The following is a 17,118-nucleotide window of genomic DNA, read 5'->3' on the forward strand; positions in this document are numbered from 1 at the left end:
ATCAATGACAGTACCAAGATTCTGGAGAGAGCAGGCCAGCCGCTACAACTTAGTCGGTTCCCACTGCAAAACATGTAACGAATATTTCTATCCGGTCCGGAACTTATGTCCGGTTTGCCGCCGCGATGGTGAAATAGAATCCTACAAATTCAAAGGAGAAGGCGAAATCGTCACCTACACCGTGACGCACACGACGTCCGATGAATTTAACGATTTGGTGCCGTACACTTTGGCCATTGTCAAATTGGATGAAGGTCCGTGTCTGACCACGCAAATCGTGGACGAGCCGGCAAAAGCCGCCATCGGAAAGCGTGTTCACTCCGTGTTTCGAAAACTCGGCAGTGACGGCGAAGATGGTATTCTTTACTACGGAACAAAATTCGAGTTGGACAAATAACCTTTTGGTTTTTCTTCCATAATTTGAAACAATCAATGGCTTTTGCCGTTGATTGTTCTTTTTTTATTTTTTGTTTGTTTTTATGTAGTTGAGCGATAAAGCCACTATTTGAGAAACGAATAATGGTACACAAATTCCTCTGCCCTTGAAAAATTCAATAATGGTGGCAAAGATGCTATTCTTTACCAGAAACATAACTCATCTAGACCCTTTATTAATTATTATGGAGAAAAAATAAGTACGGAAAAATTAAAAATCTATTAAGGTTATGGGTGGGATAATTATTATCCCATCTATTTCTAAAAGTGATTTCCATGAGATGTCAAAAATTATTTTTCCTCTTGATTTTATGCATCGGAATTTTGATTGCCGGATGCATCGATTATCAACAAAAAGAAACGGAAAGTCACAATCAAACGGATACTGAGTTCGTTCATTTGGATTCCGATTCCATCAATCCATTGAACAAAAATATCACAAAATATGAATGGACTTTTTCGGCTACCCCGAGAGACAAAAATATTATCTGGTATCAAAAATGGGGAAATGACTCCCGTTCGGGCTTTACAAATGAGACCTTAATTACAGAATCCGATCTGATTTTTTACGGAACCGTTCAAGAAGTTCAGCCGGCGGTTTGGTCAACTTACAGCGGCAAAGCACCGTTCATTCTTTATTTCAAACTTCCCGAAAAAGGAATGATGGTTTATGAATCCGGTTCTTGGGAATATAAATCGATTACGTCCTCTGTCACACAAGATGAGTACATCTATTCAGATATTGTTTTTGAAGTGGATGATTGGGTGAAGGGGCCGGCCGAAAAAGAAATGACCATTTCTGTAAAAGGCGGCCGGGTTGGAAAATTCGCGATGATGGGGGCTTACCCAAACCCGTGGGATTTTAAAGCCGGTGAGAAATATTTGATTTATTCCAAAGATTTGGGCAGCGGACAAAACGAGATCATGTATCCGGGGCTTTTTATCGTTCATGAGTAAGGTTTTTTGTTTCTTGGAGGCCAGGCAACCTGCGCGCGTGTTATGGCAGCAAATTTTAAAAGACATTAAACAAAATCAATGGCCCATTTTTATTTCTGTAAACAGAAAAAAGCGGCAAATCCTTCAAAAATAGAAATAAAAGCCAACCCGCAGGTATAAAAAAATAATAATTTGCCGCCATAACGCGCGTGGCGACCCGCTCAAAAATGAAACAAACCACAATCCGACAAAAATGAAACATAATAATATTTGGAAAAATATATAAATTCGATAAAGTGAAAAAAGATAAGAATAGAAATTAAATAATATAATTAAAAATATAAATATTTGTCGAAAATAAATCGGATAAAACCCTTTGCATCCTTTCAAGTGTCGATGATTTTTCCTCATTTTCGACACTTTTTCAAACGAATTTTTCCCTATTTTTGCGGGGCAACTCCGAAAATTTCGGAATACAGAGACTGAAAAATTCGGTATACGAATCATCAATCTTTATTTCGTTTATTAACGAAATGAATATATACCTGTGAAGTAATTATCGACTAGAAACGAAAAAAGGATGTCACAGACGGATATCCTTTCAAATACCTTTCACACATTTATTTTACAAAAATTTCTATATTAAACGGGATGGAATTGGAATATGCTCCTTACGGTTGAACCGATTGGCAGTATTAGAAAACAGGCAAATAAGACCGAAATTTTAATTTATTCGGAATTTGAGCAAGTCGTCACAAGCATGGTCGATAAATTCGGCAATCATCCGGCGAAAGGACAAAAATTATGGGTTGTCCACAAAAGTAAAGACGGCGCAAGACAATTAAAAGTCACTGAAGCGACATTGGTCGAGCGCAAAGGTAACATCCTGACTGTTTCTAAATTCGACGCGTCCGAGGGACCTGTCATTGACATAACCATCCAACCTTCCAGCTAATATGGAAAAAATCTGTTTTTAAAAATTGAATGAAAGGACGAGAGTCCGCCTAATCTCTTTTTTTACGATTCTATCTCCTTAAATCCATTTTTATTCATTCTTTTTGTTTTTCAATCTTTTGTTTTTATTTTTCGATTTCCCAAAATGGGTGATCATTTTCGTGACGTCACGAAAATGATCGGATGTATCTTCTCATCGAATTGTCCTTAATTTTGGGGTTTTGTCGCCAAAAATATTGGCGCTGAAAATAATCCGGCAATTTGAAATATAAAATCCGGCCGGACTAAAACAACTCATTTTCGGGAATTTTTTTATATGACGGCTTCCTTTCTTTTAAAAAATCAATGAAAATCAATCGATCAATAAAAAGATCAATGAAAGAAATAAAAATTGGAAATAATTGAATAAATTGGAAAAGTCGGGTGAAAGAATGGGCGCAGATATCGGGGATTTGTTAGAGCGGGATGAAATTTCCGCAAAAGATTTGGATGGAAAAATTGTGGCGTTTGACGCTTTTAATGTCATCTACCAATTCGTGACCACGATTCGGGGGCGGGACGGGCAAGCGCTTACCGATACCAATGGGAATATCACCTCGCATTTGGCCGGACTTCTCTACCGGACGACAAGTTTTGTCGAATCCGGCATCAAACCGGTTTTTGTTTTTGACGGCGAGCCGCCTGAACTCAAAGCGGAAACAATTGAAAAACGCCGCGAACTTCGCGATAAAGCACATGAAAAATGGAAGCTTGCGGTTGAAAAAGGAGATACGGCGGAGATTTATAAATATGCGCAAGCATCTGCCCGGATTGACCCGCAAGTGATTGACGAGTCCAAAATGTTGTTGTCCATGATGGGAATTCCGATCGTGGAAAGTCCGTCGGAAGGAGAAGCGCAAGCGGCTTTCATGTTGGAACAAAAAAGCGTCGATTATGTGTCTTCTCAAGATTATGATGCTTTTATTTTCGGAGCGCCGCTGGTCATCCGAAATTTAACGGTGTCGGGAAAGCGCAAGCTTCCCGGAAAAAATGTTTATGTGGATGTAGCACCCGAAAAAGTGGATTTTCAAAAAAACCTTGCCCGACTCGGCATCACAAAGGAACAATTCATTGACATTGCGCTTTTGGTCGGCACCGATTTTAACAAAGGATTGGAGCGGGTCGGCGCCAAAACCGGGCTTAAGCTCATTCGGGAAAAAGGAACTTTTGAAGCGGTTCTTCGGTCCAAGGAAAAAGAAGATCTGATCCCGGAATTTCAAAAAGCGAAAGCATTTTTCGAGCACCCGCCCGTCACCCGGGATTATGTTCTCCGGTGGGAAAAAGCCGATGCGGATAAAATGGTTGAATTCTTGTGCCGGAAACGTGACTTTTCCGATGACCGCGTTTTAAACGCTTGCCAAAAAATAAATGCGGCGCGGATGGCGAAAAAGAAAACCACATTGGATCAGTGGTTCTGACCCTCTTTGGCTATTGTTTTTGAGTTTATGGTTTACAGTTTGCGGCTGATGGTTCACGATTTACAATTTGCGGCTGATGGTTCACGATTTACAATTTGCGGCTGACGGTTCACGGTTTATAATTTGCTGCTGACGGTTTACGGTTTATAATTTGCTGCTGCCGCGCGCGTTACGATGACACATTTTTGAAAATATCAACAAAAAGACGGGTTAGCCTTTTGTAAAATATAATTTATTTGCTGCATCCGTTTTTGAAAAAATTAAAAAAAATCATAAATGGTTTCCATGAAAAAATTACTTTTCACAAGAGAAAGTGCCTGTATCCAGCCGATTCGGGAACTCATTGAACAACAAAATCATCGGACGTTGGTGCTTTGGGCGCTGGACTCCGCGTCTTTTGCGTTGAACATTTTTGAGTCACGCTCCGATGATTTGCGTCCGCGCCAAGCGGTTGAAGCGGCCGGATTATGGGCAAGCGGCAGCATTAAAATGCCGGATGCGAAAAAAGCCATTCTCGCCTGCCACAAAGCCGCCACCGAATCAGGCAGCGATCCGGTCACAGAAGCCGCCGCACGTGCGGTCGGACATGCGGCCGCAACCGTTCACGTAGAAACACACGCTTTGGGATTGGTCTTTTATGGACTGACAGCGGCCGCCTACGCCAAATGTCCGTACACAATGCCGAATGATGCGGAAGCATTGGTGGCAGACGAATTGGACTGGTTTTACGAACGGCTGACTTATTGGGAAATTCATGCGGAGGACAAAAAAAGAAGTTGGGCGCCGTTTTTGCTCAAAGATTCCCCCAACAAAGAAAAACTTTTCCGGCAAAAACAAGAACAAAAAATGAAAAATAAAGTTTGAAGAGAAGAATTTAATACTTCCATTTGTTTCATCTCCTCACTCATTTAAATTTATAGAAAAAATTTATAGAAAAATTTCAGTTTTTATTTTTTATTGAGGATTCATTATGCCATCCAATTTTGAAATAATTGAAAAAGACGGTGCCGGCCGAATCGGGCGTCTCCGAACACCGCACGGAATTGTTGAAACGCCGACTGTCATGCCGGTCATCAATCCGAATCTTCGAATTATTGAACCTGCGGAAATGAAAGACTTTGGCGCGGAAATTTTAATCACCAATTCGTACATCATCTATAACAAAAAAGAATTGCGGGAAAAAGCTTTAAAAGACGGGCTTCATGAACTTTTAGGATTTGACGGTCCGATCATGACGGATTCCGGATCATTTCAGTTGTCCGTCTACGGCGAAATCAATGTGGAAAACCATGAAATCATTTCTTTTGAGCAGCAAATCGGAACCGATATCGGAGTTCCGCTCGACATCCCCACCGGGCCTGATGTTTCTTTTGAAAAAGCATCCGGAGAACTTGAAATTACACATGCCCGCCTCAAAGAAGCCCGCGAAATCGTTGAAAAAACAAGAGAGGCGGCAAAATCCCATAGGGAATCCGAGGGAAAGTCTGATGGAATGTCAGATGGAAAAGCAGCTGGAATGTCAGATGGAAAAGCAGCTGGAATGTCAGATGGAAAAGCAGCTGGAATGTCAGATGGAAAAGCAGCTGGAATGTCAGATGGAAAAACAGATGTGAAAAGACGCGGCGATGACATGATGCTGGCCGGACCCATTCAAGGCTCCACCCATAAAAGTCTCCGGGAAAAAAGCGCGGCTTACTTATCCGAACTGGATTTTGATGTTTATCCGATCGGAGCGGTTGTTCCATTGATGGAAGCCTATAGGTATTCGGAACTTGTCGACATTATCGTTGCTGCCAAAAAAAATCTGACGCCAACCGCTCCGGTTCATTTGTTTGGGGCCGGACATCCGATGATGTTTGCGCTTGCAGTTGCACTCGGTTGTGATTTGTTTGACTCGGCAGCCTATGCGCTGTATGCCAAAGGCGGTCGCTACATCACGGTGAATGGAACTTACATGGTCGACCGGCTGAAATATTTGCCCTGTTCCTGTCCGGTTTGTATGAAAAACACGGCAGAAAGCCTGAAAAAAGCCGCCAATAAAGAAGAATTGTTGGCTCGGCACAACCTGTATGTCACCTTTGAAGAAATCCGGCAAATCAAACAAGCCATCAGTGACGGAAAACTTATGGAATTGGTTGAACTCCGGTGCCATTCTCATCCGAAAATTTTGGGGGCGCTGGATGCGCTTTTTTCCCATTCCGACTGGCTGGAACAACATGATCCGGCCGCCAAATCCACGTTTTTCGAATGTAGTGCCGCATCTGCCAACCGCCCCGAAGTTTTGCGGTACGGAATGCGCCTCTCTCGCCTCTCTGTTCACGGAAACGTACTCATTCGTCCCCATTCGTCTCCCAAAGACAAAGAATATGATTTTATCTTTTCGTTTAAGCCGCCCTTTGGCGCTTATCCGGTGGAATTGGATGAAAACTATCCGTTTAATGCCGAAGTTTTAGACATCCCAAGCCTTCCGTCTCTTCAAAAAGCGTTGGATCACACTCTTCGCCTGGTTCAACAAAATCCGGACGCAAAATTCGTTTTTGTTAAAGGAAAACGTCTCTCTCGATTCGATGAATCCTGTTTTGAAGAATTGAAAAAAGTATGTACCGTCGTTGACCGGCTGGATGATTTGGAAAAATAAAACCAAAAAAACGAAAAATAAAGCGAAAGAAAAAAAAGGTAAAACCAAAAGATAAAAATGAAAAATAGATTTGATTTGTTGAAATAATAGATTTGATTTGTTGAAAAATAGATTTGTCATTTGGAAATGTCCAATGAAAATGTGGATGTAACAGCAAACGTGACAAAAAATATTAAAGTAATGAACTCATTTCAGGGTTGATTCTTTCAAATTTTTTCCGAAAAGGAAATTTTTACCATTGAATTTCAGCCGGTCGTTTTTTCATCCCTTTAATTGACGCGCTACGCGCCGATTTTTGTGTCTCGGTTTGTTTTTCAATGTCGGCCCGGGTGGTAAATTGTCAATTCTTAATCAGATCAAGCCCTATATTGTTATGCTTCGTCCGGAAATTGCGTTTATGGACATAACGCTTCCGGCATCTTCCGCGCTGCTCGCTTTTTATTTCGCGACGGGTGGACTTCCCGAGCTTGGATTATTCTTGCTGGCGACCATTGGCGGGTTCTTTGCCATCACCAGTTCTTATGTTTTTAATGATTGTGTCGACGTGGATATTGATCTGATTAATTTGCCCAGCCGTCCGCTCCCGTCCGGTCAAGTTTCCCGAAAAAACGCATTTCTTTACGCGACAGCGCTTGCGCTCATCGCTGTTTTTATTTCTTATTTCCTCAATCCGGAATCCTTTGTCGTTCTCTTAATCGCGCTTTTCATCATAACGCTGTATTCCGTTTTCTTTAAACGAAAAACCCCCTTCAGTTTTATTCCCGTCGGACTGGCATATGGGTTGGTCCCCATCGGAATTTGGCTGGCTTTTGCGCCGGCCGGCATTTTAACGCCGTCGATCGGTCCGTATTTTACCGGCATGGTCTCCTCCATCGGCGATGTTCCGCTGACCTACCTTCTTCCGCTGCCCGCTCTCTTTTTTGGGCTTATGATTTGCATGACGGACTGGGGATTTACGCTTGCGGGGGTTTCCCGTGATGTGGAAGGCGACCGCCAAAAAGGCGCTCCGACGCTTCCGGTGACTTACGGCATTCCCTTAACCGCCAAATTCATTTTAATCATCTGGACCATCGGCATCCTTTTATCCATCGCAATCGGTCTCTCCGCGCATCTTGGACCGCTTTATTTTATCGCGGCGCTTTTGTCCGGACTTTGGATGCTCCGGCACTGCCTGCGTTTTATTCAAAATCCGGTTCCCGAGCTCGGCGGGAAACTGTTTGTTGACGGTTCCAACTACCGCGGCGTCATGTTCTCGGCAATGATTTTAGATATCTTGCTTTTGGTTTTTGTAGATGTTTATCCGTCTCTGTCGGAAATTTTCGGAATGTTCTGATTGACATTTCCGTTTCCTCTCAAAATCCGCCGATTGACTATGATTTTATATGGTTGCAAATGATTAAATAATTTGTTTGGAATAGATTTTGTATTGAAATATCTTGAAAAATTATTGATGTTATTGATATTGATTATCGGATATTGATATTATTGAAATATTCTTGATATTGAACATGATTGAAATATTTTTGAAATATTTGAGGAATAAAAATGTCTGAACAGATAGATATTGCCGTTATCGGCGCCTCTCCGGCCGGACTCATGGCGGCCCGGTATGCCGCAATGGGTGGTGCCCGTGTTACTTTATTTGAAAAAAAAGACCGGATCGGAAATGATCCGCATCCGGCCAATTCATTTTTTAAAGGAATGATGAACTACACCGGCGAAAAAGTCGATTCTTCCTACGTGGTTCATGAAATTGACGGCATGAAACTTATTTCTCCGGGCGGTCGCACCGTCACCGTCAAGACGCCCGGCTATGCCATTAACAAATCCGTCTTTGACCGGTTTTATGAACAAAAAGCGATTGCGGCCGGTGTCAACATTGTTACCGGAACAGCCGTCACCGATGTCAAACGAAAGGAAAATGGGATTGTTTTAAAAACAATGCCGTCCGGATGTTTGGATCCGGAGAAAAAAGAAAAAGTGAAAGCAAAGATCGTGATTATCGCGGACGGCATTTTGTCCAAAAACGCAAAAGCGGCCGGCCTTAGCACCATGAAACATCCGGAAGACATCGCCTGGGGAACCGAGCTTGAAATTAAAGCGCCCGGCATCGGAAAATCGGATTTCGCCGAATATTATGTCGGAAGTCATGCCCCCGGCTGGAAATCCAGTTATCTTCCCCGCGGCGGAGACAATGCCGCCATCGGAGTTTATGTGCGCTATTTTGGAAAAGATGTTTCTCAATTCTTAAATCCATGGGTTGAAAAATTCAAGGAACTCAAAGGAATTTCCGATGATGAATTTTCCATCGTTGAGTCCAAAAGCGCGGGCGACCCGATCATTACGATTCCCGACCGGATTTACGCACCCAACATCATGGTTGCGGGCGGCGCTGCCGGGCAATCCGGAATCGGCTATGCGATGCGGGCGGGACAACTTGCCGGCACGGTCGGTGCCAAAGCCATCGCAAAGGATGATTATTCTGAAAAAACGCTTTCCGCTTATTATTCCCAATGGAAAAAAGATTTGTATATCGAACACACATTCGGCCGCATCGGTCTTGAAACGCTCCGGAAAATGGATGACACGGAAATCGACGAGTTGTTTGACGTGTTTGAAGGCGAAGACGTGTCTTCCCTCATTCAAGGAAGCGCAATGGATCAAGGGCTTTCCGTTCTTTCGCTGATGCTGAAGAAAAAACCGTCCGCGATTTTAAAAGCAGGTGCCTATTTCAGAAACAGATGATTGAAAAAAATGAATTGAAAAAAATGAATTGAAAAAAATGAATGGATTGGCGGAAGAGTTACAAATCAAAACTTTTCGGCAAAAGAGTACAAAAACAGTTGAAATTCAAATGGTGGCGTAATGAAATATCCGATTTACAAAAATCTTTTTTTTGAAGCAGACATTGAAATATTTCGCGGACGGACAAAGGTCACGTCCCGCGGGATTTTGGCGCCGCTTTTGAGGACACGCGTTTCCCGAGAAATGTCTTTTTTTGACAATCAGAAATACATTTTTGAATTGATGCCGGACTCCGATATGGATAATGAGCATGCCAACTATTTGAATCGGTATGGTTCCTCTCTTATTTTTTCCACATGGATGGCACCGATTCCATCCCCTGCGTTTTCCCGCCAGGTCAAAAGCCGGATGATGTCCGGATTTGGATGTTTTCATCCGGAACAAGTCACCCTTTCCATTACGGAAGAATGTCCAAACCGTTGTCTTCACTGTGCGCTGCCCAACAAAAACAATCATTCCAAGCTCAGCCCGACAGAAGTCAAAGACGCGATCGACCAATGCGTTGCCGCCGGGGCGACGAATATCATTTTTGATGGCGGTGAGCCGCTTGGCTATGCGGGTTTGGAAGATCTCATTTCTCATGTTCCCGAAACGGCCGTTGCCGGGCTTTTCACATCCGGCGTCGGATTAACTTTTGAAAAAGCAAAATCGCTCAAAGACGCCGGACTTTACTCAATTTCGGTGAGTTTTGACAGCCCGTTTGAGGAAAAACATGACCATATGCGCGGCGTTGCCGGGATTTTTAAGAAAGCTGCCGCAGGTGTTAAGAACGCGGTATCTGCGGGTCTTTTGGTGAATATGTATGTTGTTTTGGCACCCTATAATGTTTCTGATTTGGAAGACTTTTACCGTCTTTCCCAAGAGCTTGGCGCACATGAATTATCATTTTATGAAATTGTCCCGACCGGACGCTGGCTGGACAACACCTCTGATATTTTGACAAAAGACCAGCATGCGGCGTTTGAGAGTTTTGTCCGCCGCCATGAAAGAGATGGGGACGCGAAAGACAGCCAAAATATTGATTCGGGTCCTAAGATTTTTCCGGGTCCGCTCATTGTTCAAACGTTTGGCTGCATGGCCGGTCGGCAGTGGCTGCACATCACGCCGGAAGGAAATATTTTGCCATGTTCCTGCGTTCCGATTTCGTACGGGAACATTAAGGACGGCAAAAACGCGGTCAAAACCGCCTGGAAAAAAATAAGAAAGGATCCGGCTTACGGCAAAATTGGCGGCTGTCTGATGCGGGATAAAGATTTTCGGGAAAAATACGGGGATAAGTTCGAGTAATGAAATATTTTTAATTTTTTCCAAAGTTCTTTTTTTCAAAACTCTTTTTTAAAAAAACGTAAAAAAAGTAAGAAAAAAGTTTTAAAAAAAGTTTTAAAAAAAGTTTTAAAAAATGTAAGAAAAAAGTTTTAAAAAAAGTAAAAAATAATAAAAACTTATTTCAAATCTTCCTCATTTTTGAGCCGCCAGAAAAAGTCGCCTTCAAAGAGATATTTTTCCGCGATTCCTTTTTCTTCAAAATTTTTCAAGCGCGGAAGCACTTGAGACGGGGCGTATCCGGTCACGTGGCAAATGCCTGCGGCATTCATACCGTCTTTAAATAGCCGGAACAGAATATCCAAATCGACATCGTCTTCCGAAAGTTGAGACACAAAATGAATAAATGAGTTCATTAAACGGTTTTTTTTCGTGTCGAGTTCTTTTTGCAGATGAGACAGTTGAACTTGCTCTTCCAATACCTCTTCCATTTCTTTTTGAACCCGGTGAATCTGCGACAAGAAATATCCTTCCCGGCTTTTTAAAACCATATCTTCGGAATTCTCTTTTGTCTCTCTCTCCCTTTTTGAATTTTTCAAGTCCTCCTCAAGCAAAATATCGAAACTTAAACCCACATCGAAATCCTTTTCTTCCGGTTTATTTTTCGTCTCATCCGGATAAGGCGGCGCCGGAAACGACGGCGCCAAAAATATCACCGGCGCCGGCAAAAGGGAAGACATGCGTCCCATGCGCCCCATTTGCATCATTTTTTCCATTCGGCTTTTCCGCTGCGCCTTTGTCTCCGGCGGCTGAAACACGACCGACAAAGAATAAGTCGGAGCGCTCGGGAATTCAAATTCGGAACGATTGACGTGCGCAGAATAAGAATATGGTGACACGAAAACTTCAAGGCGCATGCTCCTTGAAATATTGTAATATTTTCGCCGCTGCTCATCGATGCTGCTTTCAATCAGACCCGTTTTTTCCAAAAGAGTCAAATGACCAATGACGGCCTTTGGAGCAACGCCGATGCGGCTTGAAATTTCGCTGACATAAAATGGACGGTCCGCCAAAAGCGCTAAAATTTTCCGGCGGTTTTCATTTCCCAAAATATCCAAAATCTCAGACGGGTCCATTTTTCCTCCGATTTGATTCCTGAAAAAGTGTTCAGTCACTGTTATTTTTCAGCCACTGTTATTTTTCAGCCACTGTTATTTTTCAGTCATTGTCAGTCATTTAAGGCTCTTGTATTTTTGGGGCATGGTGTTCCACGGTCACACCTGCTTCTTTAAAAAAGGACATGGAATTCGGGTCTGGGTAGGCGTTTAAGTAAACCACCCGGCGGATTCCGGCGTTAATAATCATTTTCGTACACAAAATGCAGGGTTGGTGCGTGCAGTAAAGAGTTGAGCCCGATGTCGGAATTCCATGAAGCGCGGCTTGGATAATCGCGTTTTGTTCAGCATGAACCGCCCGGCATTTTTCATGCATGGTTCCGGACGGAATATTTTGTTCGTTTCGGAGGCATCCGATGTCTAAACAGTGAGCCAAACCACGGGGAGCTCCGTTGTAACCTGTGGTGAGGATGTGGTTGTCCCGAACAATCACCGCACCGACTTTGTTTCGCAGGCACGTCGAACGTTTCGCCACCGTTTGGGATATTTCAACATAATAATCATCAATGGAAAGCCTCTCTGACATGAATATACATAAATGAGGACAATATATATAAGTTATCTGAAAATCCGAATAAGTTCTTTGAAAAATACGAATGGATAATATTTGCGGATTTTTGTTTGTTTGATTTTTTAATTTCGAAAAAGATTCGCATGGATTGGAATAATTTGCCGTTTGTCATTTTTTTGTTTTGTGTCACACCACACGTGCATTGTAGCACCCAATCTTTTTAAATTTAACAAGACCGGTACATATTTTTCTTTTTATTGAAAAAGGAATAATGCCAAAATTATTCAGGCCTTTTCCAAAAAAATGAAAATCAACATCGAAAAGTAGAAATACGATTAACCAATACATCCAAAAATTGACCTTTCAAAAAAATGGTGTCCGTCGACTCCATCTGCTTATAATTATTATCTTCTTTTGATGATGACTATGGCTCAAAGCCGGCGAAAAATGAAAGTGGTTAAATATAATGCTCTGATAAATGTATGAGTTTAGTGGAAAATAAAATATCATGAAATCCATAATCATCAATAAAATATTATCATGAAATCCATAAAATCATCAATAAAATCATCAATAAAATATTATCATGAAATCTATAAAATCATCAATAAAATATTATCATAAAATCATCAAAAATCTTCATCAATAAAATTTATTGTAAAAAATAATCCTTAAAATTAACTGTTTGGCGCTTGAAATCGTATCGAAGACAGAAAAAAAGGCGAAAAAAATATGGCATTTGAATTGTACAATTATCTTTACCCGTTTGTGGAAAAAACGGATGATAAAAAGTTAATCGCGATTCCGCTCGCAATTTTAGCGGTGGCGATTGTGATTATTCTTTTTACAACAGTCAAAACCGGATCTCCGATGGCATTAGGCATGGATTTCGTCGGCGGTACCCAATTTGCGGTGACGACAAGCCTGTCGGAGTCCCAAATTCAGGAAATGTTCTCGGATTACCCGATGGACGAAGTGCGTATCAGCGGCTCACGGGCAATTCTTCAATTCGGACAAATGGACGAAGAAGACCTCAAAAACATTGAAAGCCTGATTTATCAGAATCCGTCGTTTACCAACGTTGAGGAAAAACAAGTGGCGCCGGTTTACAGTGAACAACTCCAAAAAACGGCCCTTATGGCGATTGTTTTATCTTTTATCGGAATGGCCCTTGTTGTCTTTATTTTGTTTAGAAAAATCGTTCCGTCCGGCGCCGTTATTTTGTCAGCGGTTTCCGACATTTTGATTCCCATCGCGTTTATGGATCTTTTCGGCATTGAGCTCACACTCGGAACCGTTGCCGCCCTTCTCATGTTAATCGGATATTCGGTGGATAGCGACATCTTATTGACCAACAAAGTGTTCAAACGCTCCGGAAATCTCAACGACAAAATCTCAGGCGCGATGCGCACCGGTCTTTTAATGACCACGACAACGATCGCCGCCTTTTTGGTCATGTATTTGGTGTCCACTTACCTTCATTATATTGTTCCAAGCGTTCCACCTATTCCGCTTTTGTCTCAAATCTCTCTCATCGTTTTGGTCGGACTCATCGTTGATATTTTCAACACCTGGTTCTTAAACGCCGGCATTTTGAAAATGTACCTGTCCAAAAAACCAGGGTCCGGTCGCTCCGGAAGCTCCGGTAAATCCGGTTCCAATGGTTCCGGCTCCGGTAAATCCGGCAGTAAAAATTCAAACGCCAAAGGAGGGAAAAACGCATGATGGAAGAGAAAAAAGAAAAACCGATTTACAAAGATTACCACGTCATTCTTTTCATCGCAGCGTTGCTTATTTCTCTGGCAGCCATCGGTCCTTGGTATTCGGCGGACGAAGGTTTTCACACCCGAATCAGCTACGGCCTTGACATTGAAGGCGGTTCTTGGATTCAATTAAAATTAGACGGGGCCGTCACGGCCGTTGACGCAAATCCCGCAAACATCGTGTCCAAAATGCTTGAAAAAGAATATCCTGATGGCATGAACGTCACAAGTTCTTCCTTTGGCGCGGATGGAAGCGGGTCGGTTATTTTCACCACGCCCGATCCGGTCAACGAAACCCGTCTGGATTATCTCTTTGGAGACGTATCCGTCACGTCCAAAGGCGCTTTAAATGAAGTGAAAATTACAGGCCCCAAAGTCTCTTTCATTACATCTTATCTGACCCACGCTTATGGCACGGAAGTCATTCCGTATGTTTCCCGCGGACCGGGCGGATATGAGTGGGAAATCCGAAAAGCGACCAGCCAAGATGAGCTCACCGCAATTATGGCCGCCGCAAATGGCACCATTTTAAAAGACGCATCCGGAAATCTGATTTACCGGGATGGAACAACCCAAGAGACCATGCAGACCACCATTGATGTGCTCAATAACAAACTCGGAAACGGTTTGGGCATCAAAGACCTGCCGATTCAGGCGGTTGGCGGCGAATACATTCTTATTGATTTTGCCGGCGTCGATTTGGCGGAAGCCCGAAAACTTGTGGAAACGCCGGGAAAATTTGAAATCCAGATTCAAACAAATGGTAACGAAACCGCGCACGTTCTCTACGGCGACAACATTGCCGGTGTCAGTCCGATTGGGCAGACGCAAAATGGCATGTGGTATGTCCCGTTCACCTTAAATGAAAACGGCGCTGTCGCGCTTCAGCAAGCCGCCATCAAATCCGGGGCGACGACCGACCCAAACAACCACAATTTAATCATGCTTTTGGATGATGAAGTGATTTACAGCGCGCCGCTCAGTGGCAGCGCCGCCACTCAGCTCCGGACCGGTCCGATTTATTCTTGGCAAGCGACGACTTCTTCGCAGGAAGAAGCCAAAGAACTTCAAATTCACTTGCGCGCCGGAGCGCTTCCGGTCAACGTCGAAATTATCGGTTCCGGTCAAGTGGACGCGGCGCTGGGAAGCGGATTCTTAAAAGGCGCGGCGATTACCGCGTTCTTTGCAATGATTGCCGTTGCGCTTTTGGTTTACAACAAATACAGGCGCCCCGAAATTGTAATTCCGATGGTGGGCACGTCTGTTTCAGAAGTCCTTATGCTTCTCGGATTTGCCGCGCTTGTCGGACAAGAACTGGATTTGGCCGCAATTGCCGGTATTATTGCCGTCATCGGTACCGGAATCGATCACTTGGTCATCATTACGGAAGAAGTGGTGCATGAAGGAAAAACCCCGTCCGAGAAAATTTATTCCGCCCGGATTGGAAAAGCCTTTATGATCATTTTCGGTGCCGCCGCGACGACCGTCGTTGCGATGTTGCCGCTTGTGTTCTTGGGATTTGGGGCACTCAAAGGATTTGCCGTGGTTACGATTGTTGGTGTTCTCATTGGCGTTCTGATCGCGCGGCCGGCCTACTCCGCCATTTTAAAGTATATCCTGACCAAAAAAGGAATGGTGGATGAGAATCTTTCGGAATAAAGTAATTGATTGAAAAAAAAGAAAAGAAGGAGAATTGTTGTGAAAGAGGTTTGGACGTTAAAATACCGCCCCGATACCTTAGATGGTATTTTAGGGAACCGGACATCGGTATCCGCACTAAAAAGCCTGGCAGCATCCGGCTCTTTGCCGCATCTTCTCTTTTTCGGTCCCGAAAACTCCGGAAAAATGACGGCTGCGCTTGCGCTTTCCAAAGAACTTTACGGGGACGAAAGTGAATTGAATCTGACGTACTTTAACGCGTCCGATTTTTTCGACCAAGGAAAAAGTTATTTGGTTCAAGACCCGCGTTTTTTTCGGATTCTTGGGACGGACGACCCGAAAAAGATTCAAAAAAGTGTGATTACGATTTTTAAAGAAGTCATCAACGAATATGCCGGGATTGCGCCGATAAATGCGGATTACAAAATAATTTGTATCGATTCGGCCGAATCGTTGACGCCGGACGCCCAGCATGCACTTCGCCGCATCATGGAAAAATATTCCAAAACATGCCGTTTTCTTCTTTGTGCCAAAAGTGTGTCCCGTCTCATTCCACCTCTACGGTCCCGATGCGTCACCCTTTTTTTCAATTATGTTTCCCCCGAAGACTTGGGTTCTTACTTGGCAGAGATTGCCCGAAAAGAAGAAATTTCCGTTTCCGAGGATGTTTTTATTGAAGTCTCCCTGCTGACTGGTGGAAATGTCTCCAAAGCATTGGAATTGGTCCAAGCCGGATTTGTTGAAGCGCAAGAACTCGGGACTGCGCTCACGCCCGGAATGATTCAAATGCAAATGTGTCTGGAAGAAGAAAGTACATTTTCAGAACTTTTCAGCGCGGCTGTTTTGGAAAAGGATTTTCTCAAATGCCGGGATAAATTAGATCTGCTTCTTTCGGATGTCGGCTATTCCGGTTCTGAAATTTTGGAGCAGCTGGCCGAAGTCATTCATGCGTCCGAAGCGGATGAGTTCGTTGCCGCCCAAAGAATGATTAAGCTGGCCGATTCAGACAGCCGGCTCATCCATGCGCAAAGCGAACGCCTTCATCTTGAAAATTTGATTTCAAATTTGGATTGATTTCTAAATACATTTTTGAATCCTTCTTTTTTCTTTTCTATTCTTTTTCAATTTATTTCTTTTTTTTCTCTTTTTCATTTTCTTGTCTTGTTTTTTGTGCCGCTGCGCGCGTTATGGCACCAAATTTCTAATTTCTCAACAAAAAAAGAGGTCCGGATATTTGTAAAAAAAGTAGAAAATAATAATTGAAAAAGAAAATGAATTAGATGGAATATGAGAAGATAGAATGAAGAATAGATTAAGAAGAATAGATAAGAAGAATAGATATGAAGAACAGATAAAAAGAATAGAATGAGAAGATAGAAGAGGAGAATAGATTAAGAAGAATAGAATGAGAAGAATAGAAGTATTTAAAATCTGAATTTTAAATACTTCGAGGTTTTAAATAGGTGTTTGAGTTTGGAAAGTTTAAAACAGAGGTTTTAAATCTTTTCAATTCCATTTGTTT

14 protein-coding genes are annotated in these 17,118 nt (G+C 42.8%); 12 read left to right on the forward strand and 2 right to left on the reverse strand.

Annotation, left to right across the window (positions count from 1 at the left end):
- The first annotated feature begins 4 nt into the window (after positions 1–4).
- The 9 genes from MsAm2_RS01320 to MsAm2_RS01360 all read left to right on the forward strand — a co-directional run bounded on the left by MsAm2_RS01320 (position 5) and on the right by MsAm2_RS01360 (position 10,512).
- The gene (locus tag MsAm2_RS01320) at positions 5–397 is read left to right on the forward strand and encodes a Zn-ribbon domain-containing OB-fold protein (protein ID WP_338098028.1); all 393 of its coding nucleotides are present in this window, start codon (positions 5–7) and stop codon (positions 395–397) included.
- Between the two features lie 341 nt (positions 398–738).
- On the forward strand, positions 739–1,392 hold the full coding sequence (locus tag MsAm2_RS01325; RefSeq protein WP_338098029.1) for a hypothetical protein: 654 nt from the start codon (positions 739–741) through the stop codon (positions 1,390–1,392).
- 643 nt (positions 1,393–2,035) lie between these two features.
- Positions 2,036–2,326: a hypothetical protein gene (locus MsAm2_RS01330; protein ID WP_338098030.1), complete on the forward strand. Its 291-nt coding sequence runs from the start codon at positions 2,036–2,038 to the stop codon at positions 2,324–2,326.
- A gap of 430 nt (positions 2,327–2,756) precedes the next feature.
- On the forward strand, positions 2,757–3,782 hold the full coding sequence (gene fen / locus MsAm2_RS01335) for a flap endonuclease-1 (RefSeq protein WP_338098031.1): 1,026 nt from the start codon (positions 2,757–2,759) through the stop codon (positions 3,780–3,782).
- Between the two features lie 276 nt (positions 3,783–4,058).
- The gene (locus MsAm2_RS01340; protein WP_338098032.1) at positions 4,059–4,646 is read left to right on the forward strand and encodes a putative immunity protein; all 588 of its coding nucleotides are present in this window, start codon (positions 4,059–4,061) and stop codon (positions 4,644–4,646) included.
- Between the two features lie 106 nt (positions 4,647–4,752).
- Positions 4,753–6,420, forward strand: a complete 1,668-nt coding sequence (gene tgtA, locus MsAm2_RS01345; protein WP_338098033.1) for a tRNA guanosine(15) transglycosylase TgtA — start codon at positions 4,753–4,755, stop codon at positions 6,418–6,420.
- A 337-nt stretch (positions 6,421–6,757) separates the two neighbouring features.
- Complete coding sequence (locus tag MsAm2_RS01350) at positions 6,758–7,753, forward strand: UbiA prenyltransferase family protein (RefSeq protein WP_338098034.1); 996 nt, start codon at positions 6,758–6,760, stop codon at positions 7,751–7,753.
- A gap of 212 nt (positions 7,754–7,965) precedes the next feature.
- Complete coding sequence (locus MsAm2_RS01355; protein WP_338098035.1) at positions 7,966–9,165, forward strand: NAD(P)/FAD-dependent oxidoreductase; 1,200 nt, start codon at positions 7,966–7,968, stop codon at positions 9,163–9,165.
- Between the two features lie 120 nt (positions 9,166–9,285).
- Positions 9,286–10,512 (forward strand): radical SAM/SPASM domain-containing protein, encoded by a 1,227-nt coding sequence (locus MsAm2_RS01360; protein WP_338098036.1) that lies wholly within the window; start codon positions 9,286–9,288, stop codon positions 10,510–10,512.
- Positions 10,513–10,667: 155 nt separating this feature from the next.
- Here MsAm2_RS01360 and MsAm2_RS01365 read toward each other — a convergent pair whose 3' ends face one another.
- Both MsAm2_RS01365 and MsAm2_RS01370 read right to left on the reverse strand, forming a co-directional pair.
- On the reverse strand, positions 10,668–11,624 hold the full coding sequence (locus tag MsAm2_RS01365; protein ID WP_338098037.1) for an ArsR family transcriptional regulator: 957 nt from the start codon (positions 11,622–11,624) through the stop codon (positions 10,668–10,670).
- A 100-nt stretch (positions 11,625–11,724) separates the two neighbouring features.
- Positions 11,725–12,189 carry a deoxycytidylate deaminase gene (locus MsAm2_RS01370; RefSeq protein ID WP_338098038.1) on the reverse strand — a complete coding sequence of 155 codons (465 nt, stop codon included), beginning with the start codon at positions 12,187–12,189 and terminating at the stop codon, positions 11,725–11,727.
- A 717-nt stretch (positions 12,190–12,906) separates the two neighbouring features.
- Here MsAm2_RS01370 and MsAm2_RS01375 point away from each other — a divergent pair.
- Genes MsAm2_RS01375 through MsAm2_RS01385 form a run of 3 tightly spaced genes read left to right on the forward strand, consistent with a single transcriptional unit; the run spans position 12,907 to position 16,670 of the window.
- The gene (locus tag MsAm2_RS01375; RefSeq protein WP_338098039.1) at positions 12,907–13,899 is read left to right on the forward strand and encodes a protein translocase subunit SecF; all 993 of its coding nucleotides are present in this window, start codon (positions 12,907–12,909) and stop codon (positions 13,897–13,899) included.
- Positions 13,896–15,596 carry a preprotein translocase subunit SecD gene (locus MsAm2_RS01380; protein WP_338098040.1) on the forward strand — a complete coding sequence of 567 codons (1,701 nt, stop codon included), beginning with the start codon at positions 13,896–13,898 and terminating at the stop codon, positions 15,594–15,596. Before MsAm2_RS01375 ends, MsAm2_RS01380 begins: the two co-directional genes overlap by 4 nt.
- A gap of 39 nt (positions 15,597–15,635) precedes the next feature.
- Positions 15,636–16,670: an AAA family ATPase gene (locus MsAm2_RS01385; protein WP_338098041.1), complete on the forward strand. Its 1,035-nt coding sequence runs from the start codon at positions 15,636–15,638 to the stop codon at positions 16,668–16,670.
- The last annotated feature ends 448 nt before the right edge of the window (positions 16,671–17,118 follow it).

The sequence above is a fragment of the Methanolapillus ohkumae genome (assembly GCF_032594355.1).
Taxonomy (GTDB): domain Archaea; phylum Halobacteriota; class Methanosarcinia; order Methanosarcinales; family Methanosarcinaceae; genus Methanolapillus; species Methanolapillus ohkumae.